Consider the following 16858-nt stretch of genomic DNA (forward strand, 5'->3'; position numbering starts at 1 on the left):
GGGATTGAACGGGTAACATAATAACGTCTCTTACCAGCGCCGTCCTTGCCCATGACCGACACTCCCCTGGCTGCACGCCCCCACGATCACTCCCGCTGCGTCAGCCATGCGCTGGCCGAAGCCGAAGCCATCTGCGCGCGCCAAGGGCTGCGCCTGACCGCTCTGCGCAAGCGTGTGCTGGAGCTGGTATGGGCCAGCCACAAGCCGCTCGGTGCCTACGACATCCTCGGCGTATTGAGCGATGAAGACGGCCGCCGCGCCGCACCGCCCACGGTCTATCGCGCGCTGGATTTCCTCCTGGAAAACGGCCTGGTGCACCGCATCGCTTCGCTCAACGCTTTCGTCGGCTGCAGCCACCCGGAGCATTCGCATCAGGGCCAGTTCCTGATCTGCCGGGCGTGCCATGCGGCGACCGAACTGGAGCAGCCGGCGATCAGCCAGGCCATCGTCGACGGTGCAGCCGGCGTCGGTTTCGCCGTGGAAAGCCAGACCGTGGAAGTGGTTGGCCTCTGCGCAGGCTGCAAGGGAAAGGCATGAGCGAGGCATTGATCCGGCTCGACGGCATTGCGGTCAGCTTCAATGGCCAGACGGTGCTCGACGACGTGGAACTGAGCGTGCGCCCTGGCGAGATCGTCACCCTGATCGGCCCCAATGGCGCCGGCAAGACCACGCTGGTGCGCGTGGTGCTCGGCCTGCTGCAGCCTGAGCGCGGCAATGTGCGCCGCACGCCGCGCCTGCGCATCGGCTATATGCCGCAGAAACTGCATGTCGACGCTACCCTGCCGCTGTCGGTGCTGCGCTTTTTGCGTCTGGTACCGGGGGTGGATCGTAAGCGCGCGCTGGCGGCACTGGCCGAAGTCGGTGCCGAGCAGGTGATCGACAGCCCGCTGCAGAGCATTTCCGGTGGCGAGATGCAGCGCGTACTGCTGGCCCGGGCCCTGCTGCGCGAGCCGCAACTGCTGGTGCTCGACGAGCCGGTGCAGGGTGTCGACGTCGCCGGCCAGGCCGAGCTGTACCGGCTGATCTCGCGGCTGCGCGAGCGCCACGGCTGCGGCGTGCTGATGGTTTCACACGACCTGCATCTGGTCATGAGCGCCACCGATCAGGTGGTCTGCCTCAACCGCCACGTGTGCTGCTCCGGCCACCCGGAGCAGGTCAGCGGCGATCCAGCCTTCATCGAACTGTTCGGCCAGGACGCCAAGAGCCTGGCCGTCTATCACCACCATCACGACCACGATCACGACCTGCATGGCGGCGTGGTCAAGCCCGGCCTGACCATTCATGGCCCGGCTCACGTCCACGGCCCGAACTGTAAACACTGATGCCTGACTTTCTCCTCAACGCCCTGCTCGCCGGCCTGGCGCTGGCCCTGGTAGCCGGCCCGCTCGGCTCCTTCGTGGTCTGGCGGCGCATGGCCTATTTCGGCGATACCCTGTCCCATGCCGCCCTGCTCGGCGTGGCGCTGGGGCTGATGCTCGACGTCAGCCCGACCCTCACCGTGACCGTCGGCTGCGTGCTGCTCGCCGTGCTGCTGGTCACCCTGCAGCAGCGCCAACCGCTGGCCTCCGACACCCTGCTCGGCATCCTCGCCCACAGCACGTTGTCGCTGGGCCTGGTGGCTTTGAGCTTCATGCATGACGTGCGCATCGACCTGATGAGCTACCTGTTCGGCGATCTGCTCGCGGTCAGCGCCACCGATCTGGCCTGGATCATCGGCGGCAGCGCGTTGGTACTGGCGCTGCTGGCCTGGCTGTGGCGGCCACTGCTGGCGATCACCGTGCACGAGGAGCTGGCGCGGGTCGAAGGCCTGCCGGTCGCGGCGATTCGCCTGGCGCTGATGCTGCTGATCGCCGTGGTGATCGCCGTGGCGATGAAGATCGTCGGCGTGCTGCTGATCACCTCGCTGCTGATCATCCCCGCCGCTGCCGCCCAGCGCCACGCACGCACGCCGGAGCAGATGGCCGTGGGCGCCAGCCTGCTTGGCTTGGTCGCGGTGTGCTGCGGCCTGGCGCTGTCCTGGTACCAGGACACCCCGGCCGGGCCGTCCATCGTGGTCAGCGCCGCCGGCCTGTTCCTCGCCAGCTTCGCCCTGCCCCGGCGCAACGCCTGACGCGGCGCGGACGTGGGTTGTACAACAGCCCACACCGCCGAGCGGCATGAAATCACGCCGGCAACCGGGTATGATTGCGCATTTTTTGCACAACACGAGACGTAAACGTATGCAGTCGTTCGTTTTTCGCGGCCTCGCGCTCAGCCTGGTGCTGTTGCTGAGCGCCTGCCAGAGTGCTCAACCTAGCGCCGATGCCCTGAGCCCAGCATTCCAGCGGATCGAACAGAGCATCGCGCAGGAGCAGCTGGATGTTGCCCGTGATCAGCTCGCCGCACTCGAGCCGCGCGCGGGCCAGGACGAGCGCCTGCAGCAGTACCGCCGGCAACTGGCCGATGCCTACATGCTGCAGGGCCGTGAAGCCTTGCAGCGCGGCGATCTGGATGCCGCCGCCAAGGCCATCGGGCAGGCGCGCAGCCTGCTGCCGGATGCCCCCGCGCTGGGCAGCGATGTGCGCCAGACGCTGGAACAGGCCCGGCAATGAGCCTGGCCTTCTAATGCCATTTTGAAATAACCATAGGCCAACAAAGATTTTCTCGGCCTAAACAGTGCCGGGTAGACTAGCGACCTTTTGCGCCCATCCGGCGCCAACAGGCCGCTTCGCCAACCGCAGAACTCGGCCCTGAACACACCCAAAAGGTCGTTCGCGTGATCCAGTTTCAATCCGTCCACAAGGCCTACCGCGTCGCAGGCCGCGAGATTCCGGCACTGCAGCCCACCACACTGCAGATCGGCAGCGGCCAGGTGTTCGGCATCATCGGCCACTCCGGCGCGGGCAAGAGCACCCTGCTGCGCCTGATCAACCGCCTGGAAGAACCCTCCGGCGGGCGCATCGAGATCGACGGTGTCGACGTCACCGCCCTCGATGCGGGCGGCCTGCGCCGCTTCCGCCAGCAAGTCGGGATGATCTTCCAGCACTTCAACCTGCTGTCGTCGAAAACCGTCGCCGACAACATCGCCATGCCGCTGCGCCTGGCCGGCGAGCTGAGCCGCGCCGAGATCGACGCACGCGTTGCCGAGTTACTGGCGCGCGTCGGCCTGCAGGATCACGCCAACAAATACCCCGCGCAGCTCTCCGGCGGGCAGAAACAGCGCGTCGGCATCGCCCGTGCGCTGAGCACGCGGCCGAAGATCCTGCTGTGCGACGAGGCCACCAGTGCCCTCGACCCGCAGACCACCACTGCCGTGCTGCAACTGCTGGCCGAGATCAACCGCGAGCTGGGCCTGACCATCGTGCTGATCACCCATGAGATGGACGTGATCCGCCGCGTCTGCGACCGCGTGGCGGTGATGGACGCCGGCGTCATCGTCGAAGAAGGCCCGGTGGCCGAGGTGTTTCTGCACCCTCAGCACCCGACCACGAAGCGTTTCGTGCAGGAGTCCGAGCACGTCGACGAGGCCGAACAGCATGACGACTTCGCCCATGTCGAAGGCCGCATTCTGCGCCTGACCTTCCAGGGCGAAGCCACCTACGCGCCGCTGCTGGGCACCGTGGCCCGCGAGACTGGCGTGGATTACAGCATCCTCGCCGGGCGCATCGACCGCATCAAGGACACCCCCTACGGCCAGCTCACCCTGGCCCTGACCGGTGGCGACATCGACGCCGCGCTGGCGCGCTTCGGCGCCGCCGATGTGCATCTGGAGGTACTGCGCTGATGCTCGAACAACTGCTGCCCAACGTGTTCTGGCCGGAAATCTGGCAGGCCAGCCTCGACACCCTGAACATGCTGCTCGGCTCGATGCTATTCACCGTGCTGCTTGGCCTGCCGCTCGGCGTGCTGCTGTTCCTCACCGGCCCGCGCCAGATGTTCGAGCAATCGGTGCTGTATGGCGTGCTGTCGCTGGTGGTGAATGTCGTGCGCTCGGTGCCCTTCGTCATCCTGCTGATCCTGATGCTACCGGTCACCGAAGTGCTGGTCGGCACCTCGCTCGGCGTCGCGGGCGCCATCCCGCCGCTGGTGGTCGGTGCCACGCCGTTCTTTGCGCGCCTGGTGGAAACCGCGCTGCGCGAAGTGGAGCGCGGCATCATCGAGGCAACCCAGGCGATGGGTGCCACGACCTGGCAGATCATCACCCGTGCGCTGCTGCCCGAGGCGCTGCCAGGCCTGCTCGCCGCCACTACCGTCACCGCCATCACCCTGGTTGGCTACACCGCCATGAGCGGCCTGGTTGGCGGTGGCGGCCTGGGCGACCTGGCCGTGCGCTACGGCTACCAGCGCTACCAGCCGGACGTTATGGCCGTGACCGTGGTGCTGCTGCTGATCCTGGTGCAGGTGCTGCAGATGGCCGGTGATCGCCTGGTCATACACTTTTCCCGCAAATAAGCGGCGACTCGCTACCCGCGAGACCCGCAATAACCTTCCCAAAAGGAACCTTGAAATGAAGAAACTGCTGACTGCCCTGGCGGCCTTCGCCGCCTTCTCGGCCCAGGCCGAAACCCTCAACGTCGCTGCCACTCCGGTGCCGCACGCGGAGATCCTCGAATTCGTCAAACCGGCCCTGGCCAAAGAAGGCGTGGAGCTGAAGGTGCGCGTGTTCACCGATTACGTGCAGCCCAACCTGCAAGTGCAACAGGGCAACCTGGACGCCAACTTCTTCCAGCACCAGCCGTACCTGGACGAGTTCAACGCCAGCCGCAAGACCAACCTGGTCAGCGTTGCCGGCGTACACGTCGAGCCCTTCGGCGCCTACTCCAGCAAGATCAAGAACCTGAGCGACCTGCCGCAAGGCGCCATCGTCGCCATCCCCAACGACGCCACTAACGGCGGTCGTGCCCTGCTGCTGCTGCAGAAGGCCGGGGTGATCAAGCTCAAGCCGGAAGCCGGCATCCTCGCCACGCCGAAGGACATCGTCGAGAACCCGAAAGGCATCAAGGTGCGTGAACTGGAAGCGGCCACCCTGCCGCGCGTGCTGAGCCAGGTCGATCTGGCCCTGATCAACACCAACTACGCCCTGGAAGCCAAGCTGAACCCGACCCAGGACGCCCTGGCCATCGAAGGCAGCGACTCGCCGTACGTGAACATTCTGGTGACCCGCGCCGACAACAAGGACGCCGACGCCGTGCAGAAGCTGGTCAAGGCCCTGCACAGTGCCGAGGTGAAGCAGTTCATCGAAGAGAAGTACAAGGGCGCCGTCGTCCCGGCGTTCTGATCGCACTCGCTGTACCCGATGCCGCGCCGCTGCAAAGCTGCGCGGCATTTTTATGTGTGGAACCTAGCGGCCAGTCCCCCGCGATCCATAGAGTTCACCTGGCACCGCCGCCAGCGCCCCGGATTGCATCTGGGCTACAAGCGCCGCAAACACTCCAGCAGGCAATCCAGCGCCGGCTGACGCTGCGCCCGGCGCACCAGGGCGACCAGTTCGCGGTGGAAGGTCAGCTCGCCCAACTCGATCACCCGCAGCCGGGTCGGCCTTTGCAGCCAGAGACCGGCGCGTGGCACCAGGGCGACGCCCATGCCGTTCTCCACTAGGCGCACGATGGCCTCCAGTTCGTCCAACTCCAGCGCTTCGCGCACGTTCAGACGTTGTTCACGCAAGAAGCGACTGACCTGCCGCCCACCGAACGAAGCGCGGTCATAGCGCACGAAAGGTTGCTCGATCAGCAGGCGCAGCGGGTCGTCGCCTTCGACAGCCTGCGGCGCGATCAGCACGAAGGGCTCGCTCGCCAGCGGCACCTCCAGCACTTCCTTGGGCAGCGGGAACGGCGGCTTGATCAGCAGCGCCAGATCCAGTTCGCCGGCATCCAGCTGACTGAACAGCTGCAGCGACACGCCTGGCACCAGCTTCAACTCCACCTGCGGCGCCAGTTGGCGAAAGCGCGGCAGCGCCTCGGCGAGCAAACCGGTCTGCAGGGTGGCGATGGCACCGACGCGCAATTCGCCCTGCCACTGATCGGCAGCCTGCGGCAGCGCCATCTGTGCATAGAGCGCGAGCATCTGTTCGGCCAGCGGCAGGGCATGGCGACCGGCCGCGTTGAGCACGGCGGCGCGGCCACTGCGGTCGAACAGGCGCATGCCGAGATGCTGCTCGAGCACACGCATCTGCGCACTGACGGCGGATTGGGTCAGGCCGATCTGTTGGCCCGCAGCGGCGAAGGTGCCGAGACGGGCAACGGTGATGAAGGTTTTTAGCTCGCGCAGCATCAGCGCCTCGATTGATAAGAATTATTTGAGATTGCGAGCAAGGATATTCGCTTTTCAGCAATTTCTCTGTTGATAGGCTGATGCACTGAACATCTTTGGCGGGTTGCACCCGCCCTACTCATAACAACAGAGGTAATCCGTGATGGCCCTTGCTCCCTTTCACCTGGCGATTCCCGTGTACGACCTGGCTGCCGCGCGGCATTTCTATGGCGAGGTGTTCGGCTGCGCCGAAGGCCGCAGCAGCGAGCATTGGGTGGATTTCGATTTCTTCGGCCACCAGTTGGTGATCCACGAGGCGCCGAAGATGGCCTATCAGGAAGCGGCCGTGAGCAATCCGGTGGACGGCCACGACGTGCCGGTGCCGCATTTCGGCGTGGTGCTCGCCTGGGACGATTGGGAGGCGCTGGCCGAGCGTCTGCGCAGCCGTGAAACGAAGTTCGTCATCGAGCCCTACGTGCGCTTCAAGGGCCAGGTCGGCGAACAGGCCACCCTGTTCCTGCTCGACCCCTGCGGCAATGCCCTGGAGTTCAAGGCGTTCAAGGACATCGGCCAGTTGTTTACCAAGTAACCGCTCAGACAAGCGCTTCGGTCAGCGACTCGGGCAGGCGTTCGCGCAGTGCTGCATTGCCTGCCAGCAGTGCGGGCAGCACCTGCCCCCGCGCTGGCTCCGACAATGCCGTGCAGACATCGGCCTGGCGTGCCAGCGGCAGACCGCCAAGCACCAGTACGGAGAGTGCCAGGTTGTCGTCGGCCAGTGCCGCCTCGGTCAGCCGGCACAGGTAGGCGGTGGAAAACGTTCGCAGGCTCTGCACGATCAACCCGACGTCGAGGATATGCCGGGCGATCTGCAGCACATGGTCGACATCGTTGATGCCATAGATCAGCACCTTCACCTGCCGCGGCGACAGGCATTCGGCATAGCGCGCAGCGGTGGCGAAGGCGCCGTCGGCACACAGCTGGCGCGCCACCGCCAGGTGCAACTCGTCCGGCAGGCTCAGGTAGGTCTGCAACACCCGCTGCGGATCGAGCCGGGTAACGGTGCGGGCGACGAAGGCCACCGGCAGCGCCAGGATCAGTTCGCGCAATTGCTCGGGAGGCAAGTGAGGCGCCAGGCGCGCCGCCTGCTCGGGGCCTAGACGCTGCACCAGCGCGCTCTTCACCGCCAGCGGGGCGATGCCCTGCGAGGCCAGCAGCAGGCGCTGGGCCAGATTGAGAGACGGGTCTTGGGCCATCGGCACACTCCTGTTCACGACCAGAGCCCCAGCATCATCCGTCACGCAGCAGGGGGCAGCCATCTTTGCGCCGGTCTGCGGCGCCTGGCCGCTACCGGCTGGGTAGAGAGGAAACGCCGCTCAGCGCAACTCGTCGTCGAGCTGCGCGCGCAGCATGTCGGCAAAGTCTTCGGCGGCCAGCGGCCGGCTGATCAGATACCCCTGGATCTCGTCGCAGTGCTGGCTCTTGAGGTAGTCCATCTGCGCCTGGGTCTCGACCCCCTCGGCCACCACCTTGAGCTCCAGGCTGTGCGCCATGGCGATGATCGCGCGGGTGATCGCGGCGTCTTCGCCACCGGGAGACAGATCGCGGATGAAGGTCTGGTCGATCTTCACGTAGTCCACCGGGAAGCGCTTGAGGTAGCTGAGCGAGCTGTAGCCGGTGCCGAAGTCGTCGATCGCCAGCTTCACGCCCAGATCGCGCAGTTGCTGGAAGGTGGCGATGACGCTGTCGACGTTGTCGAGCATCTGGCTTTCGGTCAGCTCCAGCTCCAAGCAGCGTGGCGCCAGGCCGGTTTCGTCCAGCACCTGGCGCACCAGGCTGACCAGGTTGCCCTGGCGTAACTGGTGCACCGACAGGTTGACCGAGACGCGGATGTCGGCCAGCCCCTGCAGTTGCCATTGCCGCGCCTGGCGGCAGGCCTGGCGCAGGACGAACTCGCCGATGGGCAGGATCAGCCCGGTTTCCTCGGCCAGACCGATGAACTCGCCGGGCGCGATCATGCCCAGCTCGGGATGGCGCCAGCGCACCAGCGCCTCGGCGGCGCTGAGGCTGTCGTCACGCAGGTTCAGCTTGGGCTGGTAGAACACGTCCAGTTGGCCTTCATTGATCGCCTTGCGCAGGCGATTCTCCAGTTGCAGACGCTCCAGGGTGCAGGCCTGCAGATTCTCGGTGAAGAACTGGAAGGTGTTACCGCCCAGGTGCTTGGCGTGCTGCACGGCCATGTTGGCCTGGCTGACCAGCGCACCGATCTCGCGCGCATAATCGGGCAGCAGGCTGATGCCCAGCGAAGCGCTGATCACCATCTCGTCGCCGGCCACGGTCATCGGCACACGCAGCTTGGCCAGCAGCCGGCTGGCCACCCGCGCCAGGCTGGAGAGGCTGCCGTAGGCATCGAGGATGATGGCGAATTCGTCGCCGGACAGCCGCGCGATGCAGTCGGCTTCCGGCACGGTCTGGGTCAGGCGCCGGCTCATCTGCCGTAGCACCTGGTCGGCCACCTCATGGCCGAGGCTGTCGTTGAGCAGCTTGAAGCGATCCAGGTCGATGTGCATCAGGGCGATGCTGCGCCCCGTCTGCCGCGCGCGCTGGCAGGCCTCGTGCAGGCGCTCACGGAACAGGCTGCGGTTGGCCAGGCCGGTGAGGTCGTCGTAGTGCGAGAGGTAGCGCAGGCGCTCCTCGGCCTCGCGCCGCGCGGTGAGGTCGGCGAAGAAGCCGACGATATGGCTGGGCCGGCCGGCAGCGTCGCGCACCTGGTTGAGCTGCAACCATTGCGGATAGAGCTCGCCGCTCTTGCGCGTCTCGATCAATTCACCCTGCCAACTGCCCGTGCTGTCCAGCTCCTGGCGGATCGACTGGTATTGCAGGCGCATTTCGCGGCTGCCGATCAGGCTGGTGACACGGCGCCCCAGCACCTCGTCGCGACCATAGCCGGTCACGGCGCTGAAGGCGCGGTTGACCGCCAGCAGGCGGTAATCCGGGTCGAGGATGCAGATGCCTTCGCTGGCCGCCTCGAAGACCATGGCCGCCAGGCGCTGCTGCTCTTCCTGCTGACGCCGTGCGCTGACATTGCGCCGCGTGCCGAGCATGCGCAGCACGCGCCCGCTGGCGTCACGCTCGACCGCGCGACCACGGTCTTCGATCCACACCCAATGGCCGTCGGCATGGCGCACGCGGTACTCGACGTGATAGTCCTCGCTGCGCCCCTTCATATGCTCGACCAGGGCCCGGCGCAGCGCCGGCCGATCATCGGGGTGCAGGCGCGGGGTGAGGTCGCGCAGCATCTCGCGCACCTGCTCGGGCTCGATCCCGAACAGCTCGCGCAGGTGCGAGTGGTGCACCTGATCGCTCTGCAGATCCCAGTCCCACAGCGCCAGCTCGCTGGCCTCCAGCGCCAGGGCCAGGCGCGCCTGGCTCTTGCCCAGGGCGTGGGTGGTCTCGTCCAGCTCCAGCGTGCGCTCGGCCACGCGCATTTCCAGCTCGCCATGGGCTCGGCGCAGTTCGCGCTCGGCGCGACGACGCTGCTCCACCTCGCGCGCCAGCTCGCCATTGAGTCCCTCGGCCTGGCGCTTGGCTTGTTCCAGGTTGGCAATCAGGGCCTGGTTCTGGAAACGCTGCAACAGGCTGCGCTGCACCAGACGGTTGACCTGCCAGGCGACGATCAGCAGGGCCAGGAAGAGGATGACCCCGAGCAAACCCCAGCCTCGCTGCATGCTGTTTTCGCTGAGCAGCAGGTAGACGGCCGAGGGCACCAGACAGGGCAAGGCAAAGGACAGGAAAGCCGACAGACTGACGGCGTAGGCGACACTGGCGCTGAGAATGGCGGCGGCGATCATGCCGTAGACCAGCGCCTGCTGGTAGAACACGTCCGCTGGCACCAGCTCGATCACGGCAAAGGCCAGGGTCAGCCCGGAGGCGCCGGCGCCGAAGAGGAAGATGCGATGCCAGTAGGGCTCGGCCTGGCGGCTCGGCAGGGCATCGTGGAAGGCATTCACCTGGGTCAGGCGCAGCAGCACGAGCAGCACCATCCAGCCCAGCCAGGCCGCCAGCAAGGGAGCCTCCTGCTGGCTCCACATCAGCAAGGTGCAGGCCAGGCCGACCAGCAGCATCAGCAGCGTGGGCAGGCGCGAGCCTTGATAGAGCAGGCGGGTGCGCTCAACGGCGATGTCCGTGGCGAACTGACGTTCGACCAGCTGCGGATCCAGCGTCACCTCATGGAGTACAGCGCTAGTGGTGGCGGTCATAGGCGATGTTCTTGTAATGGTTGCCTAGGGGCGGAGCTGGCTTCACCGGCCGACCCCTGACGTCGCCGGAGAATACCCGAGACAGACGCTGCGCCCAACCAAGATGAAGGCAATTTCTTACGCTGGCCCCTAACTTTCGATGGTGTTCTGCGCCCGGCATCCGACGGACGGCGAGATGATCGCCTTCGGCCAGCCATGAGCGCTTGCGCCGAGGCGGTTTCTTTGCAGCCAGGCGGTTTGCCCTCCCCTGCCCGGCCCCCTAGAATGCCGCGATGCAAAATGACCTCGACGACAAGCTCACCACCCTCAATCCGGCCCAACACCATGCGGTGACCACCCCGCCTGGGCATCAGTTGGTGCTGGCCGGTGCCGGCTCGGGCAAGACCCGCGTGCTGGTGCACCGCATCGCCTTCCTGATCCAGCGCCTGGACGTGTCCCCACACAGCATCCTGTCGGTGACCTTCACCAACAAGGCCGCCGCCGAGATGCGCCACCGCATCGAGGACATGCTCGGGCACAACCCGGCCGGTATGTGGGTCGGCACCTTCCACGGCCTGGCCCACCGCCTGCTGCGCGCGCACTGGCAGGAAGCCGGGCTGGTGGAGAACTTCCAGATTCTCGACTCCGACGATCAGCAGCGCCTGATCAAGCGGGTGATCCGCGACCTAGGCCTGGACGAACAGCGCTGGCCGGCCAAGCAGGCGCAGTGGTTCATCAACGGGCAGAAGGACGAAGGCATTCGCCCGCAAGGCATCCAGGCCAGCGGCGACCTGTTCCTGGCCACCATGCGCGGCATCTATGAGGCCTACGAAGCGGCCTGCGCGCGCACCGGGGTGATCGATTTCGCCGAGCTGCTGCTGCGCGCCCTCGACCTGTGGCGCAACAACCCCGGCGGCATTCTGCAGCATTATCAGAAGCGTTTCCGGCACATCCTGGTCGACGAATTCCAGGACACCAACGCCGTGCAGTACGCCTGGTTGCGCATGCTCGCCCAGGGCGGCGAGAGCCTGATGGTGGTGGGCGACGACGACCAGTCGATCTACGGCTGGCGCGGGGCGAAGATCGAGAACATCCAGCAGTTCGACCAAGACTTCGCCGACGCCGAGATCATCCGCCTGGAGCAGAACTACCGCTCCACGGCCAATATCCTCAACGCCGCCAACGCGCTGATCGCCAACAACAGCGGGCGCCTCGGCAAGGAGCTGCGCACCGATGTCGGCGACGGCGAGCCGCTGAGCCTGTACGCCGCCTTCAACGAGCACGACGAAGCACGCTACGTGGTCGAGAGCATCGAGGACGCCCTGCGCAAGGACGGCCTCAAGCGCAGCGAAATCGCCATCCTCTACCGCTCCAACGCCCAGTCGCGGGTGCTGGAAGAGGCGCTGCTGCGCGAGAAGATCCCCTACCGCATATACGGCGGCCAGCGCTTCTTCGAACGCGCCGAGATCAAGAACGCCATGGCCTACCTGCGCCTGCTCGACGGGCGCGGCAACGACGCGGCACTGGAGCGCATCATCAACGTGCCGGCGCGCGGCATCGGCGAGAAGAGCATCGAGACCATCCGGGAATACGCCCGCGCGCATGACGTGCACATGTGGGAAGCGATTCGCCTGATGCTCGCCAACAAGGTGCTGCCAGGCCGCGCGTCCGGCGCGCTGGCGGGCTTTATCGAACTGATCGAGATCCTGGCCGAGCAGGTGCTGGCCATGCCGCTGCACCAGATGACCCAGGTGGTCATCGAAAAGAGCGGCCTGCTCGCCTATCACGAGGCGGAAAAGGGCGAGAAGGGCCAGGCCCGGGTGGAAAACCTCGAGGAACTGGTCAGCGCCGCGCGCACCTTCGAGAACGACGAAGACGACGAGCTGAGCCCGCTGCAGGCCTTCCTCACCCACGCCTCGCTGGAGGCCGGGGATACCCAGGCCGCCGAGAACGAGGACAGCATCCAACTGATGACCCTGCACAGCGCCAAGGGCCTGGAATTCCCCCTGGTGTTCCTGGTGGGCATGGAAGAGGGTCTGTTCCCGCACAAGATGAGCCTGGAAGAACCGGGCCGCCTGGAAGAAGAACGCCGCCTGGCCTATGTCGGCATTACCCGTGCCATGCAGAAGCTGGTGATCAGCTACGCCGAAACCCGGCGTCTCTACGGTAGCGAGACCTACAACAAGGTGTCGCGCTTCGTCCGTGAAATCCCTGCACCACTGATTCAGGAAGTGCGCCTCTCCAACAGTGTCAGCCGCCCGGTGAATAGCAGCTCCATGGGTGGCAGCAGCCTGTTCGCCGGCAGCGCCGTGCCGCAGACGCCCTTCAGCCTCGGCCAGCGCGTGCAGCACAGCCTGTTTGGCGAAGGCACCATCCTCAACTTCGAGGGGGCCGGCGCGCAGGCACGGGTGCAGGTGAATTTTGAAAACGAAGGCAGTAAATGGCTGATGCTGGCGTACGCCAAGCTGGAAGCCATTTGATCCGCACAACCAAGGATGACCGCAATGAACATGAGCAAGATGCTGGCTGCACTGGGTCTGGCTCTGCTGGCCCAAACCAGTTGGGCAGGTGAGCCCATAAGCGATCTGCAGGCTTTCGAGACCAGCTATATCAACTGTGTGAAACAGAAAGTGGCAAACGATTGCCTGACGAAAATTCTGAAACCTCACGTAGAACCGGGCGCACAAGATTTCAAGAGCGCACCGGTCAATGAAATATTGCACAACTGGTTAAGTGACGGCCTGTACGAGGCACATCTGATCGCCAATCAAACGACTGGAGATCTGTTTCAACGTCGACGTTATCTGCTCGAAAATAACGCCGGCAATCTGCTGCTGATGAGTGTGCGCCTGCGCAAGTTCAAGGGACAGTGGTACTTCTCCAGCATGTCCGTCAGTAACGATAAATCCGTTCTCGATCAGATAACGCTTCCTACCCCCTGATCGTTCCCATTCACAAGGAGCTCACATGAAACGCCGCAATCTGTTCGGCGCCGCCCTGGCACTGATCGCCGCCGTCGGCCTGGTTGGCTGCAAGGACGACAAGGCCGGCAGCGAACAAGCCGCTGCCAAGCCGGCAGAAACCATCCACTGGAAGATGGTCACCTCCTGGCCGAAGAACTTCCCCGGCCTGGGCACCGCTGCCGAGCGCCTGGCCGAGCGTATCAATGCCATGAGCGCCGGGCGCCTGACCGTCAAGGTCTACGCCGCCGGTGAGCTGGTTCCCGCCCTGGAAGTGTTCGACGCCGTTTCGCGCGGCACCGCCGAAATGGGTCACGGCACCCCCTACTACTGGAAGGGCAAGGTGCCGGCCGCGCAGTTCTTCAGCAGCGTGCCGTTCGGCCTCTCCACCCTGGAAATGAACGCCTGGCTCAGCCACGGCGGCGGCCAGGCGCTGTGGGAAGAAACCTACGCACCGTACGGCGTCAAACCGCTGTCCGCTGGCAACACCACCATGCAGATGGCCGGCTGGTTCAACAAGGAAATCAACAGCCTGGACGACATCAAGGGCCTGAAGATCCGCATGCCGGGCCTCGGCGGCGAAGTCTGGAGCAAACTCGGGGCGATCACCGTCAACCTGCCGGGTGGCGAGATCTTCACCTCCCTGCAAACCGGCGCCATCGATGCGACCGACTGGGTCGGCCCTTACAACGACCTGGCCTTCGGCCTGCACAAGGCCGCCAAGTTCTACTACTACCCGGGCTGGCAGGAGCCGCAGGCGGTGGTCGAGTCGATGGTCAACCAGAAGGCCTTCGACGCTCTGCCGGCCGACCTGCAGGCCATCGTCGTCGAAGCCGCGCGCGCCGCGACCCTGGACATGATGGACGACTACGTGTTCAACAACGCCAAGGCGCTGGACACCCTGAAGAAAGAGGGCGTGCAGCTCAAGCGCCTGCCGGATGACGTGCTGCAGGCCATGCGCAAGGAATCCGAAGTCGTGCTCAACGGCCTGGCCGCCGAGAACGACCTCAATGGCCGCATCTGGGCCTCGCAGAAAGCCTTCCTCGAACAAGCCAGCGCCATGCAGTCGCTGACCGAGAAAGAGCTGTACAACTGGCGTTAAGCCAACCGAACGGGGCCGAAACAGGCCCCGTTTTTCTTAGAGATTCTGCCCATGCGCCTTCGCTCTCTGTTGCTTCTGCCCCTGCTCGCCCTCGGCCTGATCGGCTGCAAGGACGACTCCGCCCCCGCCAACCAGGCCGCAGCGCCCGCGCAGACCTTCCACTGGAAGATGGTCACCACCTGGCCGAAGAACGCCCCAGGCACCGGCACCGCCGCCGAACGCCTGGCCGAGCGTATCAACGCCATGAGCGCCGGGCGCCTGACCGTCAAGGTTTACGCCGCCGGTGAGCTGGTGCCAGCGCTGGAAGTGTTCGACGCCGTCTCCCGTGGCACCGCCGAGCTGGGCCATGGCACGCCGTACTACTGGAAGGGCAAGGTGCCGGCCGCGCAGTTCTTCGGTGCCGTGCCGTTCGGCCTCTCCACCCTGGAGATGAACGCCTGGCTCAGCCATGGCGGTGGCCAGGCGCTGTGGGACGAAGCCTATGCGCCCTTTGGCCTCAAGCCGCTGACCGCCGGCAACAGCACCATGCAGATGGGCGGCTGGTTCAACAAGGAAATTAACAGCCTAGATGACATCAAGGGCCTGAAGATCCGCATGCCGGGTATCGGCGGCGAAGTCTGGAGCCGCCTCGGCGCCACCACCGTGGTATTGCCGGGCGGCGAAATCTTCACCGCGCTGCAGACCGGCGCCATCGACGCCACCGACTGGGTCAGCCCCTACAATGACCTGGCCTTCGGCCTGCAAAAAGCCGCCAAGTACTACTACTACCCCGGCTGGCAAGAGCCGCAGTCGGTGCTGGAATTGCTGATCAACCAGAAGGCCTTCGACGCCCTGCCGGCCGATCTGCAAGCCATCGTCACCGAAGCCGCGCGCGCCTCGACCCTGGACATGATGGACGACTACGTCTTCAACAACGCCAAGGCGCTGGAGGAGCTGAAACAGAGCGGCACCCTGCTCAAGCGCTTCCCCGATCCGGTACTGCAGGCCATGCAACACGAGACCGACCAGGTACTGGGCGAGCTGGCCGCGCAGAGCGACCTCAATGGCCGCATCTGGGCCTCGATGAAGGCCTTCCAGGCGCTGGCCACCTCGATGCAGGCGCTGTCGGAGAAAGAACTCTACAACTGGCGCTGAGCCATATCCTTGGCCTGCCCGCCAGGCAGGCCACTCCCTCAAAAAGCGCCGAGCAAAAGCCCGAAACACTCTGCGCCTGGCCAAGGCCAGGTACGGCGGGCAAGATGCCGCGCAGCGTTCCCCATAAGAGAGAAGTCCCTGATGCAGCGTTTTCTCAGTATCGCCATGGTCGTTTGCCTGGCGCTGACCTTCAGCTTCGAGGCTCACGCCAAGCGCTTTGGCGGCGGCAAATCCTTCGGCTCCGCCCCCAGCCACCAGACTCGCCAGGCCACCCCGCCGGCGCAACCGGCTGCAGCCGCACCGGCCGCTGGTCGCCAACCTGCGGCTGCCGGCGGCGCCTCGCGCTGGCTCGGCCCGCTGGCCGGCCTGGCCGCTGGTGGTCTGCTTGCCTCGATGTTCATGGGTGACGGCTTCGAGGGCCTGCAGATCATGGACATGCTGATCTTCGGCCTGATCGCCTTCCTGATCTTCCGCTTCCTGGCTGCACGTCGTGCTCGTCAGCAGCCGCAAATGGCGGCTGCCGGTGCACCGTACCAGCGTGAAATGCCAACCGCCGACAACGCGCCGGCCGCTGGCAGCAACATCTTCGGCGGTCGTCTGGCCTCCGCTGCACCGGTGATCAATGCCCCGGCCTGGTTCAACGAGCAGAGCTTCCTGGCCGCTGGTCGTGAGCACTTCATGAACCTGCAGCAGCACTGGGACGCGAACGAGATGGACAAGATCGCCGAGTTCGTCACCCCGCAGTTGCTGGAATTCCTCAAGCGCGAGCGCGCCGAAATGGGTGATGGCTTCCAGTCCACCTACATCGACGACCTCAACGTGCAGCTCGATGGCGTCGATGACAATGCCGAGAAGACCATCGCTACCCTGACCTTCAGCGGTGTATCGAAGACCTCGCGCTTCGACCAGGGCGAGCCGTTCAGCGAAAGCTGGCGCCTGGAGCGCACCCAGGGTGAAAACCAGCCCTGGCTGGTGGCGGGCATCCGTCAGAACTGATCGCGTACCGCTTCATCCAGAACCCCGGGACTTCCCGGGGTTTTTTATGGCGGTTGCGAAGTGATGGGCGTCGGATTTGATACCGGACTGGCAATTCAGTGTTGGTTGTTCTGGTGTCAGTTCCGAATTGCCGCGTTTTTGCTGATGTTTCTGGTTTCGCCCTCCCGGGCGAGCAACCGTGTCCAGCGTCAAGTCACTTGAGG

Annotated in this window: 17 protein-coding genes; 13 read left to right on the forward strand and 4 right to left on the reverse strand. The window is 65.2% G+C overall.

All coding sequences use genetic code 11. The features are described 5' to 3' along the window. Positions 1 to 51 precede the first annotated feature (51 nt). The 7 genes from zur (at position 52) to VC352_RS23590 (ending at position 5257) form a co-directional block, all read left to right on the forward strand. Positions 52 to 537 (forward strand): zinc uptake transcriptional repressor Zur, encoded by a 486-nt coding sequence (gene zur / locus VC352_RS23560; RefSeq protein WP_322981930.1) that lies wholly within the window; start codon positions 52 to 54, stop codon positions 535 to 537. Further along, entirely contained in the window at positions 534 to 1322 is a 789-nt protein-coding gene (gene znuC, locus VC352_RS23565) for a zinc ABC transporter ATP-binding protein ZnuC (RefSeq protein WP_322981931.1), read from the forward strand. The genes zur and znuC overlap by 4 nt, the downstream gene beginning before the upstream one ends. Beyond that, positions 1322 to 2110, forward strand: a complete 789-nt coding sequence (gene znuB, locus VC352_RS23570; protein ID WP_322981932.1) for a zinc ABC transporter permease subunit ZnuB — start codon at positions 1322 to 1324, stop codon at positions 2108 to 2110. The genes znuC and znuB overlap by 1 nt, the downstream gene beginning before the upstream one ends. Positions 2111 to 2219: 109 nt before the next feature. Further along, positions 2220 to 2591, forward strand: coding sequence for a hypothetical protein (locus VC352_RS23575; protein ID WP_322981933.1), 372 nt, complete (start codon positions 2220 to 2222; stop codon positions 2589 to 2591). Between the two features lie 164 nt (positions 2592 to 2755). Beyond that, positions 2756 to 3763 carry a methionine ABC transporter ATP-binding protein gene (locus VC352_RS23580; RefSeq protein ID WP_322981934.1) on the forward strand — a complete coding sequence of 336 codons (1008 nt, stop codon included), beginning with the start codon at positions 2756 to 2758 and terminating at the stop codon, positions 3761 to 3763. Further along, the gene (locus VC352_RS23585) at positions 3763 to 4431 is read left to right on the forward strand and encodes a methionine ABC transporter permease (protein ID WP_322981935.1); all 669 of its coding nucleotides are present in this window, start codon (positions 3763 to 3765) and stop codon (positions 4429 to 4431) included. Before VC352_RS23580 ends, VC352_RS23585 begins: the two co-directional genes overlap by 1 nt. A 55-nt stretch (positions 4432 to 4486) precedes the next feature. Then, a complete protein-coding gene (locus VC352_RS23590) occupies positions 4487 to 5257 on the forward strand; it encodes a MetQ/NlpA family ABC transporter substrate-binding protein (protein WP_322981936.1) in 771 nt (256 codons plus the stop codon). A gap of 134 nt (positions 5258 to 5391) precedes the next feature. Here the strand turns inward: VC352_RS23590 and VC352_RS23595 are convergent, their stop codons facing one another. Then, positions 5392 to 6249, reverse strand: a complete 858-nt coding sequence (locus VC352_RS23595) for a LysR substrate-binding domain-containing protein (RefSeq protein ID WP_322981937.1) — start codon at positions 6247 to 6249, stop codon at positions 5392 to 5394. 142 nt (positions 6250 to 6391) lie between these two features. Between VC352_RS23595 and VC352_RS23600 the strand changes: the two genes are divergently transcribed. Continuing rightward, on the forward strand, positions 6392 to 6817 hold the full coding sequence (locus VC352_RS23600) for a VOC family protein (RefSeq protein ID WP_322981938.1): 426 nt from the start codon (positions 6392 to 6394) through the stop codon (positions 6815 to 6817). Positions 6818 to 6821: 4 nt separating this feature from the next. Here VC352_RS23600 and VC352_RS23605 read toward each other — a convergent pair whose 3' ends face one another. Together VC352_RS23605 and VC352_RS23610 are read right to left on the reverse strand one after the other, a co-directional pair. Then, positions 6822 to 7481 carry a hypothetical protein gene (locus tag VC352_RS23605; RefSeq protein WP_322981939.1) on the reverse strand — a complete coding sequence of 220 codons (660 nt, stop codon included), beginning with the start codon at positions 7479 to 7481 and terminating at the stop codon, positions 6822 to 6824. Positions 7482 to 7601: 120 nt separating this feature from the next. Continuing rightward, positions 7602 to 10484: a putative bifunctional diguanylate cyclase/phosphodiesterase gene (locus tag VC352_RS23610; protein WP_322981940.1), complete on the reverse strand. Its 2883-nt coding sequence runs from the start codon at positions 10482 to 10484 to the stop codon at positions 7602 to 7604. 272 nt (positions 10485 to 10756) lie between these two features. On the opposite strand from VC352_RS23610, the gene uvrD reads away from it, so the two are divergent. The 5 genes from uvrD to VC352_RS23635 all read left to right on the forward strand — a co-directional run bounded on the left by uvrD (position 10757) and on the right by VC352_RS23635 (position 16655). Further along, positions 10757 to 12943 carry a DNA helicase II gene (gene uvrD / locus VC352_RS23615; RefSeq protein ID WP_322981941.1) on the forward strand — a complete coding sequence of 729 codons (2187 nt, stop codon included), beginning with the start codon at positions 10757 to 10759 and terminating at the stop codon, positions 12941 to 12943. Positions 12944 to 12967: 24 nt separating this feature from the next. Next, positions 12968 to 13405: a hypothetical protein gene (locus tag VC352_RS23620; RefSeq protein ID WP_322981942.1), complete on the forward strand. Its 438-nt coding sequence runs from the start codon at positions 12968 to 12970 to the stop codon at positions 13403 to 13405. 25 nt (positions 13406 to 13430) lie between these two features. Then, positions 13431 to 14525 carry a TRAP transporter substrate-binding protein gene (locus VC352_RS23625; protein WP_322981943.1) on the forward strand — a complete coding sequence of 365 codons (1095 nt, stop codon included), beginning with the start codon at positions 13431 to 13433 and terminating at the stop codon, positions 14523 to 14525. A gap of 51 nt (positions 14526 to 14576) precedes the next feature. After that, positions 14577 to 15659, forward strand: coding sequence for a TRAP transporter substrate-binding protein (locus tag VC352_RS23630; RefSeq protein ID WP_322981944.1), 1083 nt, complete (start codon positions 14577 to 14579; stop codon positions 15657 to 15659). A 141-nt stretch (positions 15660 to 15800) separates the two neighbouring features. Continuing rightward, on the forward strand, positions 15801 to 16655 hold the full coding sequence (locus VC352_RS23635) for a Tim44 domain-containing protein (protein ID WP_322981945.1): 855 nt from the start codon (positions 15801 to 15803) through the stop codon (positions 16653 to 16655). A gap of 12 nt (positions 16656 to 16667) precedes the next feature. On the opposite strand, the gene VC352_RS23640 is transcribed toward VC352_RS23635, so the two are convergent. Beyond that, on the reverse strand, positions 16668 to 16858 hold a 191-nt coding region (locus VC352_RS23640), incomplete at its 5' end, for a hypothetical protein (RefSeq protein WP_322981946.1).

The organism is Pseudomonas sp. C11 (genome assembly GCF_034683865.1).
Taxonomy (GTDB): Bacteria; Pseudomonadota; Gammaproteobacteria; order Pseudomonadales; family Pseudomonadaceae; genus Aquipseudomonas.